General features: G+C 73.3%; 11 protein-coding genes. 5 read left to right on the forward strand and 6 right to left on the reverse strand.

Annotation, left to right across the window (positions count from 1 at the left end; genetic code table 11):
- The 5 genes from E1281_RS32785 to E1281_RS32805 form a co-directional block, all read left to right on the forward strand.
- Positions 1–880 (forward strand): diacylglycerol kinase family protein (locus E1281_RS32785; protein WP_279433674.1); only part of this gene is annotated, 880 nt, incomplete at its 5' end.
- Between the two features lie 106 nt (positions 881–986).
- Complete coding sequence (locus E1281_RS32790; RefSeq protein ID WP_243717661.1) at positions 987–1223, forward strand: DUF6158 family protein; 237 nt, start codon at positions 987–989, stop codon at positions 1221–1223.
- A gap of 281 nt (positions 1224–1504) precedes the next feature.
- Positions 1505–2386, forward strand: a complete 882-nt coding sequence (locus E1281_RS32795; protein ID WP_131883596.1) for a VanW family protein — start codon at positions 1505–1507, stop codon at positions 2384–2386.
- Positions 2387–2442: 56 nt separating this feature from the next.
- Positions 2443–2976, forward strand: a complete 534-nt coding sequence (locus E1281_RS32800) for a YceI family protein (protein ID WP_131883597.1) — start codon at positions 2443–2445, stop codon at positions 2974–2976.
- Positions 2977–3103: 127 nt separating this feature from the next.
- Positions 3104–4366 carry a serine hydrolase domain-containing protein gene (locus tag E1281_RS32805; protein WP_131883598.1) on the forward strand — a complete coding sequence of 421 codons (1263 nt, stop codon included), beginning with the start codon at positions 3104–3106 and terminating at the stop codon, positions 4364–4366.
- Positions 4367–4371: 5 nt separating this feature from the next.
- Here E1281_RS32805 and E1281_RS32810 read toward each other — a convergent pair whose 3' ends face one another.
- Genes E1281_RS32810 through E1281_RS32835 form a run of 6 tightly spaced genes read right to left on the reverse strand, consistent with a single transcriptional unit; the run spans position 4372 to position 9513 of the window.
- Positions 4372–5160 carry a hypothetical protein gene (locus tag E1281_RS32810; protein WP_131883599.1) on the reverse strand — a complete coding sequence of 263 codons (789 nt, stop codon included), beginning with the start codon at positions 5158–5160 and terminating at the stop codon, positions 4372–4374.
- A complete protein-coding gene (locus E1281_RS32815; protein WP_131883600.1) occupies positions 5157–6287 on the reverse strand; it encodes a glycosyltransferase family 4 protein in 1131 nt (376 codons plus the stop codon). The genes E1281_RS32810 and E1281_RS32815 overlap by 4 nt, the downstream gene beginning before the upstream one ends.
- The gene (locus E1281_RS32820) at positions 6287–6643 is read right to left on the reverse strand and encodes a hypothetical protein (RefSeq protein ID WP_131883601.1); all 357 of its coding nucleotides are present in this window, start codon (positions 6641–6643) and stop codon (positions 6287–6289) included. The genes E1281_RS32815 and E1281_RS32820 overlap by 1 nt, the downstream gene beginning before the upstream one ends.
- Complete coding sequence (locus E1281_RS32825; protein WP_131883602.1) at positions 6640–7371, reverse strand: hypothetical protein; 732 nt, start codon at positions 7369–7371, stop codon at positions 6640–6642. Before E1281_RS32825 ends, E1281_RS32820 begins: the two co-directional genes overlap by 4 nt.
- A 10-nt stretch (positions 7372–7381) precedes the next feature.
- On the reverse strand, positions 7382–8557 hold the full coding sequence (locus tag E1281_RS32830; RefSeq protein ID WP_131883603.1) for a glycosyltransferase family 4 protein: 1176 nt from the start codon (positions 8555–8557) through the stop codon (positions 7382–7384).
- On the reverse strand, positions 8554–9513 hold the full coding sequence (locus tag E1281_RS32835; RefSeq protein WP_243717662.1) for an NAD-dependent epimerase/dehydratase family protein: 960 nt from the start codon (positions 9511–9513) through the stop codon (positions 8554–8556). The genes E1281_RS32830 and E1281_RS32835 overlap by 4 nt, the downstream gene beginning before the upstream one ends.
- Positions 9514–9547 lie beyond the last annotated feature (34 nt).

Raw genomic sequence — 9547 nt, forward strand, 5'->3', positions numbered from 1 at the left:
CGCCGGGATACTGCCGGGCCGCGCCGAGATCGCGATCGAGGTGCTCGAACGGGAGCTGCCTGCGGTGGAGGTCGTCCGGTCCGGCCCGGAGGAGGACATCGACAAGGTGCTGGGCAAGGCCGCCGAGCAGGCCGCGGGGCAGGGCGGCGTCCTCGCCGTCGTCGGCGGGGACGGCACCGTCAACGCGGGCGCGCGGGCCGCGCTGGACCACGGCGTCCCGCTGCTGGTCGTCCCCGGCGGGACCTTCGACCACTTCGCCCGCGCGCTCGGCCTGGAGTCCGTGACGGACGCGGTCGCCGCCTACCGGGCCGGGCGGCTCGGCCGCGTGGATGTCGCGTACGTCACACCGGAGACCGGTGAGGCCGGGCGGGACGAGGAGCACCTGTTCCTCAACACCGCCGCCTTCGGCGCCTACACCGAGATGGTGGACCGGCGGGAGCGGCTGGAGAAGCGGATCGGCAGGTGGCCGGCGCTCGCCGTCGCCGCCGCCCGCACGCTGCGGCACTCCGAGCCCCTCGAAGTGGTCGTGGACGGCCGCAGGCGCAACGTCTGGCTGGCGTTCGTCGGGAACTGCGTCTACGGGGCGCGCGGGGCGGCGCCCAACTGGCGCGAACGTCTCGACGACGGGCGGCTCGACATCCGGATGGTCGCCACCGGGCGCCGCGTCCCCCGCGTCCGCGCGCTCGCTGCGATCATGGCCGGTCACCTGCACATCACGCCCGGCTACCGCGCCTGGCGGGCGGGCGGCCTGGAGGTGACGTCGCCGTCCGGCGGCCTACGGGTCTCGCGCGACGGCGAGGTGTCCTCGCTGCCCGCCGCGCTGCGCTTCGGCAAGCACGCGGGCGCGCTCACCGTCCTCCGCCCGGCCTCCGGGCCTTGATCACCCGCAGCGGCCTGGCCGGGGTGGGCCGGGCACAGGAAACGCACGATTCGCCGCGCGGCGACCGGGTAGGGGACGGGACGCCCGCGCAGGAGGGGAACCGGACATGACGCACCATGGCACCACGATGGGGGTCGACCCCGGCGACCTCACGGACGACGACCTGTTCCGTGAGCTGGCCCACCTGTACCAGACGAGGCTCGACGCCCTCCGGCACGCGGCCGACCAGGCCTACGGGGAGCACACGCGCCGCATGAACCAGCTCGAAGCCGAGTACCTGCGCAGGCGGCCGGGTCGTGAGATCGACCCCGAGCGATTGCGCGAGGGCGCCCGCGCCCGCTGAAGGCTCCCGGCGAGCCCCGACCGTCCGGCCGGTCCCGCGCCACCGGCCGGACGATCGGCTGTTCAGAGGTTCGTCTTCTTCGAGTAAAAGGCCGGGCGTCGGCCGCGGGGGAGCGGCAAGGTCCGTTGCAGGATCCGTTGGAGGATCCTCGGGGGGTGTGATCTGTGAGCCGGACCCGGCCTGGCCGGAACCGACGACGCCATGGAGGCGCTACGGAGCGTCACGAAGCACGTGCGAACCGTCATCGCCGTCGGTCGAAGCGCCTCGGGCGCCAGCCGAAGATGGGCGAGTGCGTCCGGCAGTGGTGGCCGCTCGTGGCGGGAGCGCTGGCGACGACCGGCCTTCTGCTCGGCGCCTACCTGGGCGTGCCCCGGGAGCCGGACGCGGCGACGCTGGCCGTCCGCGGCGGGGGTCCGCCGGACGGGTCGTCAGGGGAGAAGCCCGCGACCGGCTCGGCGGCCTCGGGCACCGGTGCGGCGAGCTCGGGCAGGACGGGCGCCGTCGCGCGGGAGCAGCCGATGAGCAGCTACACGACGACGTTCACTCCGGGGGAGCCCCGGGTCCGCAACATCGAGCTGGCCGCCGAGATGCTGAACGGGCACATCGTCGCGCCCGGCCGGACGTTCTCGTTCAACGGCGTGGTCGGGCCGCGCACCAGGAGCCGCGGCTACGTGCCCGCCCCGGCCATCATGGGCTCGCGAATGGTGAACGACGTGGGCGGCGGCATCTGCCAGCTGTCCTCGACGCTGTTCAACGCGGTGTTCCAGGCCGGGCTGGACATCCGGAAGTCGCGGGCCCACACCATGTACATGCCGGAGTACCCGGAAGGGCGCGAGGCCGCCGTCTCCTACCCGGAACTCGACTTCACGTGGCGGAACGACACGGAGCGGCCCGTGCGGATCCGAGTCTCCTCCACGGCGTCGTCGCTGACCGTCGGCCTGTACGGCGAACGCAGGTACCAGGTGACGTCGAAGACGTCCGGACGGTACGGGGTGAAGGCGTACGGGACGGGCGTGGGCCGGGGGCGCACGTGCGTTCCCATGGCCGGCCGCAAGGGTTTCAAGATCGACGTCTGGCGGACGCTGCTCGACGACGGCCGGAAGATCCGCCGTGAGAAGTTCCACACCGAGTACCGCCCGCAGCCCAGGGTGAACTGCGTGTGAGCCGTCCGCCCAGGGCCCGTCAGGAGTGCGCCCGGCGCGCGTGACAGGGTGAGGGCATGGCGGTACGAGAAGGAACGTACGAGCTGGGCCCGGACGACGGGCGGCTGCTGGTCAGGACGGGCCGGAGCGGGCTCGGACGGCGGGCCGGGCACGACCTGACGATCGAGGCCACGCGGTGGAAGGCCGCGGTCGAGGCCCGCGAGCCGCTGGACGGCTCGTCGGTCGAGGTGACCGTCGAGGTGGACGCGCTGGAGGTCCGGGAGGGCACCGGCGGCGTGAAGCCCCTGACCGGCGAGGACCGTGCGGAGATCGAGAAGAACCTGCGCAAGGTGCTGGACGTCCGGCGCTACCCGCACATCACGTTCGCCTCCACCGGGATCTCCGGAGAACGGGAGATCGAGGGCGACCTCACGATCATGGGGCGGGTGAAGCCGGTGCGGGTCCGGGCCGCCCTGGACGGCGACCGGGTGCGAGGCGGTCTCACCGTGACGCAGAGCCGCTGGGGCATCAAGCCGTACTCCGCGTTCTTCGGCGCCCTCAGGCTCGCCGACGACGTGGAGATCGAGTTCGATCTCCGCCTCCCCGCCTAGCGATTCCCCGATCCGCGCCCCTTGAAGATCAACCTGCACTAGGGTTCCTGATCGTTGTATTTCGGTCGTCGGCCGTTTCGTCGGCCGGCGTGTGGGACGTGCCGGGCAGCGATCTCAGGGGGACGCGATGGTGGAGCTGACCAGGAGGGACTTCGGCAAGGCGGCGGGGCTGGCGGCCGCCCCGGTGCTGCTCGCCGGCTGCTCGGCGGGGTCGGTCAAGACCGCCGCGAAGGCCGCGGCGGACCGTTCCTGGCGCGTGAAGGGCAAGGCCCTCGCGGGCCTCGGAAGCTTCGACTCGACGCTCAAGAGCTTCATGCAGGAGCGGAACATCCCGTGCGGGCAGCTCGCCGTCGTCCGCAAGGGCAAGCTGGTCCTGTCGCGCGGCTACACCTACACCGACGACGACGGCCTCACCACGCAGCCGACGTCGCTGTTCCGCGTCGCCAGCCTCTCCAAGCCGGCGACCGCGACGGCCGTGCTCCGCCTCGTCCAGGACGGGAAGCTGAAGCTCACCGACCGGGCGGCGACGCTCCTCGGGCTGTCCACGTCCGCCGATCCGCGGCTGGAGGACGTCACCGTCCTGCGGCTGCTGCAGCACCTCGGCGGCTGGGACCGCGGCGTCACGCCGGACCCGATGTTCCAGGACGCGAAGATCGCCCAGACCCTCGGTGTCTCGCTGCCGGTGTCGCAGGCGAACATCATGAAGTACGTGTCGGCGAGCGCGCTCGACCACGCGCCCGGGGACCGGTACGCCTACTCCAACTACGGCTACCTCCTGCTCGGCAGGATCATCGAGAAGGTGACCGGGCAGAAGTACGAGACGTACGTCCGCCAGGCGGTGCTGGCGCCGCGCGACATCACGCGGATGCGCCTCGGCCGGACGCTGACGGAGGCCGGCGGCGAGGTCCCGTACTACTCGGGCTACACGGGGACGACCGTGTTCGACAACAGCGGCACGAAGGTGCCCTCCCCCTACGGCGCCTGGAACCTGGAGAACATGGACTCCCACGGCGGATGGCTCGCCACCGCCATGGACCTGACCCGCTTCGCGGGCATCTACGACGGCGGTACGCCCGTCCTGGGCTCGTCGGCCATCAAGAAGGCCTTCGCCGAGCCGGAGACGGGCATCGAGGACAACGGGTCGTACTACGGGTGCGGGTGGCATGTCCGGCACGTCACCGGCGGCATCAACACGTGGCACACCGGCAGCCTGCCGGGGACGTACACGATCCTGGTCCGCCGGTACGACGGCCTGGCATGGGCGGCCCTGTTCGACCAGCGCCAGGAGGGCGACGCCCCGAGCTACGGCGCCATCGACTCGCTCCTGCATAAGGCGGCGAACGCGGTGAAGACCTGGCCGACCGGTGACCTGACGTCCACGTACTTCTAGCGGCCCTACCTCAAACGCGGGTCTCTGGCGCGGGCGGCGCGGGTGAACTGGTCGTCGAGGCTGCGGGGGAACGGCAGCATGCGGTGGATGGCGCGCCAAGGCGCGAACTGCCGGACGGCGTTGAAACCGGCCGCGGTCACGATCCGTTCGACGTTCGGACCGGGGCGGCAGGCGGGATAGACGTCCAGGTGCCTGACCTCGGGGGCCAGACCGTCCGGCCTCTGGGGTGACACCAGCGTCATAGGCGGGCGGACGCCCTCAACGGACGCCAGGTCGTGTGCGTAGGCGACGAGTTCGAGCGTCTCCGGTTCCGGCCCACTGTGGACGATGAGCCAGCCGTCCGCGTCGACCGGCTCTGACGGGGGGTCGGTCAGCGCCAGCGGCAGGAGCTCGTCCGAAACGCCGCGCAGGTACGCCTCGTGCCCGGAGGCCAGCGGTTCGAGGACGAACGTGCGGTCGAAACGCGGAGGATCGGCGGGCAGCGTCGGCGCGTAGACGTCCCAGCGCAGCAGCCGCGCCAGATGCGTGACGCGGGCGCCGGGCGGGATGCGGCCCCGGGTGAGTTCGCCCTTGAGGCCGGCCGGGAACGCGTCCACGATCACTTCGTCCGGCGCGGGCCCCGCGGTACCGGGGGCGCTCCGCACGACCTGCCAGCCGCCCGTGACACGCGCGTCACCGGCGAACGGCGACCCGGTCACCACGGTGACGGGCCCGTCCAGGCGCAGCGTGTGCAGGGCGGACCGCAGCCGGGTCAGGTGGCCCAGCCCGTCACCGGACGCGTAGCAGAGGATCACCGCACCGCGTCGAGGACGGCCAGGTAGCCGGCGGTCTCGGCGGCGGGGGTGAAATCGCGGCCGATGCGTTCCGCGCCCGCCGCGCCGAGCTTCGCCAGCTCCTCGTCGCCCGCCCGCGCGGCCCGGTCGATCGCCGAGCGGCAGGCGTGCGCGTCGCCGGCGGGGAAGGCGAACCCGATCTCGTCGTCGGCCACGTCCGCGAGGCCGCCCGCGTCCGAGGCGATCAGCGGGACGCCGAGCGCCGCCGCCTCCAGCGCGACGTTCGGCATCCCGTCGTAGAAGGAGGGCAGCGCGACCAGGTCGCAGCTCGCGTAGACGGCCGGAAGGTCGTAGCGCTCCAGGAACGGCATGGACGAGTGCGGTACCCCGCTCCCCGCGAGCCGCTCCGTCACGGACTCCTCCACCTCGCCGACCAGCAGCAGATGGAACGCCTCGGCGTGCCCGGACGCGGCCAGGGCGTCCAGGAAGAAGCCGACGCCCTTCTTGACCTTGAGCTGGCCGATGAGCCCGATCGTCCGGCGTCCCGGCCGGACGTTCCTCTCCCGCCAGGCGCGGCCCCGCTCCCGCTCGGACGGCAGGATCCGCCACTGCCCGGCGTCGACGCTGTTGGCGACGTGGGCGACCGCGGCGCCCGGAGCCAGCGCGGACACCAGCGGCGCGTGCGAGCGGGCGACGACGCACACCCGGGACGAGGCCCTCAGCGCGTCCGCCAGCACGCCCCGCCGCCGCATCGAGAACGCCCCCACGTCGATGTCGTTGCCGCGCAGGAGCGTGATCAGCGGCGCCTCCAGCAGCGCGGACAGGACGGGCGCGGCGAGCATCGCGTACGTGCCGCCGAACGCGACCACGTGGCTGTAGCCGGTGAGGTTCTCGGCCGTGACGGCCGTCCACAGCCGGCGCAGCGCGTGCTCGTGGTCGTCGCCGAGCGGCGCGGACAGCAGGCGCCCGCCGTGCTCGCGCGTGACGCCCCACGGGCGGGCGCGGCGGGTCAGGTGCGCGACGTCGACCTCGACCCCGGACGCGCGCAGCCCCCGCACGATGCGGTCGCACGACTGCGACATCCCGCCCCGGCTCGGCGGGTAGTGCTCGGTGATCCAGAGGACGCGGTGCGGTGGGCGTTCCGGCATCAGCTGTCCACGAACCCGGTGTCGTCGTCGGCGCCCCAGTCACCGCCGCCGTAGGAGTACTGGTCGCCCGGGTTGAACGCCCCGCGGTCGTACTCGTCGAACGACGCGTACCAGGAGGCGTCGCGGTACTCGCGCGAACTGCCGTGGTAGTACCGGCGCCGGTAGCCCTCCGCCCAGGAGGGGTCGTGCGGATCCTGCGCCTCGTACCCCTGGGCCGCCGCGCATCCGGGGCAGGTGCCGTCCGGACCGGCGTGCTCGGCGCACACGGCCTGCCCGCAGTGCGGGCACGCGGCCACCGCAGGCCGCCCGCAGCGCCCCAGGACGAAGAAGCCGGTGGTCATCGAACAGCGGTTCATCTGCTCCTCCTCGGGGGAGCGCCGGGCGGCGTCCACCGGAACGGCTCGGTCGACACGTTCAGGATCCGGCGGACCGCCGATCCGTTCTCCTCCGGCCCGTTCCACTTCCCGGACGCCCGGATCACCAGCCGCCTGCCCTGCTTGGACTGCACCTTGATGCGGCCCGGCGGCGGCGTCTCCGGCCGCTGGACGACCGCGTCCTTCGCCAGCCGCCGCGTGACCCTCAGCAACTGCACCGTCTTGGACTTGCTCTTGAACTTGATCTTGCCCCGGGGGTTGCGCTTGCGGTACTTGCGGTGCCGGATCCGGTCGGTCACCGACAGCTCCAGGACGCTGCCGTCCCGCAGCTCCGCCCGCATCCGCAGCCAGGGGTCGACGACGTACCACTGCTTCATCGACGTGATCGGCGGCCGGGCGGGCACCGGATGGGTGTCGCCCTTCTTCTCGGGCACCTTGGGGCCGCGCATGTCCGCCGCCACCGACAGCGTCCCGTCCGGCGTCATATCGGCCGCCAGCACCCGCAGCATCGGGACCAGGGTGCCCGGGACGCGCTCGTGCAGCCTCCATCTGCGCCGCCGGATCCCGGCCGCCTCGTGCTGGGCGAGGCTCTGGATGACCGGCTCCCACTCGTCCCGCCGCAGCGCGACCGAGAACGCCTGCTCCAGCGTCAGCGTCGCGTGCAGCGGATGGAACCGCCCGATGGCGGCCTTCTGCTTACGCCAGAACATGACGAACCACCTATCGCACCCGTTCTTCGGCGGCCGGTCCCGTGACCGTCCGGTAGACCTCGGCGAGGCGGGCGCGCGAGCGCGCCCAGGTCAGGGTCTCCTCGACCCGCCGCCGGCCCGCGCGTCCCAGCGAGGCGGCCTCCTCCGGATATTCCAGCAGGACCCGGACGGCCCTGGCCAGCTCGGCGGGGCGGTCCGCCGGGACGAGCCGGCCGTGCTCGCCGTCCGCCATCAGCTCCCGCACGGCGGGCAGGTCCGAGGCCACCACCGGCACCCCGGCCGCCATGGACTCGATCACCTTCAGCGGCGCGCAGCCCTGGTCGAGATTGCGGGCGCAGCCCGTCAGCGGGGCCACCGAGACCTCCGCGTGCGCCAGCCACGCCGCCACCTCGTGGTGCGGCAGCTCGAACCGCCAGTCGATCCGCTCGCCCACCCCGATCCGCTCGGCCAGCCGCCGTACCGGCCTGGCCCGCCGTTCCGGGACGGACGCGCAGACCACCAGCCGCAGATCGTCGAGATCCGCGAGCCTGGCGAACGCGCGCAGCAGCACGTCCAAGCCCTGCCAGGGCTGCAACGCGCCTACATAGACGAGGTACCGGGCCGGGGCGCCTTCCGGCCGCCCGGTCGCGCCGGGCGGTTCGGCCCCGTTCTGCACCAGATGGATCCTGCTCTCCGGGACGCCCAGGCCGCGCACGGCGTCCCCGATCACCCGGGACGGCACCACGACCGCGTCGCTGCGCTCCAGGCAGTACCGCTCCAGTTCGCGGATTTTGCCGAGCGTCGTGGGCGCGGCCCCGGGCCAGGTGTGGCTCATCTCGATGGACGGCAGCCCGTTGACCTCGTAGACGACCTTGTGGCGCCGTCCGTCCGGGACGGCCGGCAGCGCGCTCCAGGGGTCGCGGACGTGGCAGACCTCCAGCGTCCCGAGGTGCGGCTCCAGATGATCGGCGACCCATCCGGAGTACGCCTCCGCGCGGTCGATCAGGTTCGGCACCCGCGCGTCGAACCGCGCGATCTCCCGCGTCCCCTCCCGCTGGTACCGGGGCAGGTCACCGCCGCCGATGACGCCGAGCAGACCGCCCTCGAACCGCGTGAACAGCTCGTCGGCCATCTGCGCGATGTGCACCGCCGACCCCTTGCTCGACGGGAACCGGTCGAACGCGAGATACGCCGCCCTGTGCTTCACCCGACGCGCACCTCCCCGCGCACGGCGCGGTGCCAGGCGATCTGGTCGGCCAGCCCCTCCGCCAGCCCCGTCGTGGCGGTCCAGCCGAGCAGCTCCCTGGCGCGCCCGGCGTCGGCCCAGGTCCGCGCCGCGTCACCGGCCACCGGCGCCTCCCGCCGGATCTCCGCGTGGACGCCCAGGATCCCGGTCAGCGTCGCGATCGCGTCCCGGACCGCCACGGGCTCGTGGTGGCCGACGTTGACGGCGATGCCCGGCGGCAGGTCCTCGGCCGCCGCCGCCAGCGTCGCCGCCACCACGTCCCGGACGTGCGTGAAGCTTCGCGAGGCGCGCCCGTCCCCGAACACCGGGAGCGGACGCCCGTCCAGCGCCGTCTCCACGAACCGGGAGAACGCCATGTCGGGCCGCTGCCGGGGCCCGTAGACCGAGAAGTAGCGGAGCAGAACCGTCCGCAGCCCGTCGCCCGCGGCGGCCTCCGCGAGCCGCTCCACCTCGACCTTGCTGGCCGCGTAGGGGCTCGCCGGGTTCAGCGGATCGCCCTCCCGGTTCGGCCGCCGTCCCGCCGACCCGTACACCGACGAGCTGGACGCGACCACGACCTTCGGCCGCAGCGTCGCGGGCCTCCCCATGCATGCCGCGAGCAGCCGCCTCGTCGCCCGGACGTTGTCCCGCACGACGGCCCTCTCGGCACCCCACGAGTCGCGCACGCCGGGACGTCCGGCGAGATGGACCACGACATCCGAGGCGGCGACGGCGTCGAGATCGTCCACCGCCAGATCGACCTCGGCGGCGGCGACGCCCGCCGTGGAGGCGAGATCCGCCCACCTGCGCCGCGCGACCCCGGGCGCGAGCGAGCGCTCGGGCGCGTCGACGGCGAGCACCTCGTGCCCGGCGGCCGAGAGCGCATCGACCACATGCCCCCCGACGAACCCCGCCGCCCCTGTAACGACCACTCGCACCCGGGCACCTTATCCGCCACACCACGACATGGAC

This window comes from Actinomadura sp. KC345 (assembly GCF_004348515.1).
Taxonomy (GTDB): Bacteria; Actinomycetota; Actinomycetes; order Streptosporangiales; family Streptosporangiaceae; genus Spirillospora.